The organism is Desulfogranum mediterraneum DSM 13871 (genome assembly GCF_000429965.1).
Lineage (GTDB): Bacteria > Desulfobacterota > Desulfobulbia > Desulfobulbales > Desulfobulbaceae > Desulfogranum > Desulfogranum mediterraneum.
Genome location: NZ_AUCW01000078.1, coordinates 1 through 1044, shown reverse-complemented (window position 1 = coordinate 1044; position 1044 = coordinate 1). Strand labels below are relative to the sequence as shown.

Sequence of the window (1044 nt, the reverse complement as noted above, 5' to 3'; positions counted from 1 at the left end):
TTGTGGCAATGCCGTGGCCCGGGAGGCTGCCATGAACAAGTGGACAAGCATGCAAGAACGGGTAACGTCATATTTACGGGCCCGTCGTAGTGTGGGATACAGCTTAAAGGTCGAAGGCGCGCAGTTGCAGCGATTTGCCTGCTTTGCCGATCAACGGCGACATCAAGGCCACATCACACTTAATCTGGCTGTGGCTTGGGCTAACTCTTCTCAGAAGAGTCACCAAATCGGTCGAGCACGTCGTTTGGAAGTCGTACGATCTCTGGCCAGATACTGTGCCATATTCGAGCCCGAGACGGAGATTCCACCGTCACATCTCCTCGGTCCTGCACATCGAAGACTCACTCCCCATATTTATAATGATCGGGAGATTGCCCAGTTGCTGGATATGGCCAATGGCCTCCGCCCAAAGCAGGGACTGCGACCGGCAACCATGCAATGCCTATTGGGGTTGTTGGCTTCGACAGGCTTACGCATCTCGGAGGCATTACGGCTGAGTCGGAATGATGTTGACCTCCATCAGGGGATACTGCTGGTACGAAAGACCAAATTTCGCAAGTCCCGGTATGTCCCCATGCATCCAATGGTTTGCGATGCGATCCTCAATTATGCCGATTTTCGGGATCAGCGGTTGCCCGTTGTGCAGAACTCATCTTTTTTCCTGCTTGATGATGGGAGTGCACTTCGATATAGACAGGCGCTATACGCTTTTCAGCAAATCCGGGCACAACTCGGTTGGGATGCTTGCTCCACTGGCCGTAAACCCAGGCTTTATGATCTTCGGCACACCTTTGCCTGTAGGCGCTTGCTTGCCTGGTACAAGGAAGGAGCAGATATCGATCGAATGATACCGCTGTTGTCCACCTATTTGGGCCATGCCAAGGTGAGTGATACCTATTGGTATCTCACCGGAATCCCTGCGTTGATGGCAATCGTTGTCGCGCGATTTGAACATCAATCGCAGCTAAATTTAATGTGAGGTGAGTTATGAGCCAGTCTTTGATGACAACAAGTCTTGCCCGCTTAATCCGATCCTTTTTCTGC

Annotated in this window: 1 protein-coding gene; it reads left to right on the top strand. The window is 51.8% G+C overall.

Going from position 1 to position 1044, the window contains the following annotated elements; all coding sequences use genetic code 11:
• A partial coding sequence (locus tag G494_RS26395) for a tyrosine-type recombinase/integrase (protein ID WP_208597695.1) occupies positions 1-979 on the top strand: 979 nt, incomplete at its 5' end.
• Between the last annotated feature and the right edge of the window lie 65 nt (positions 980-1044).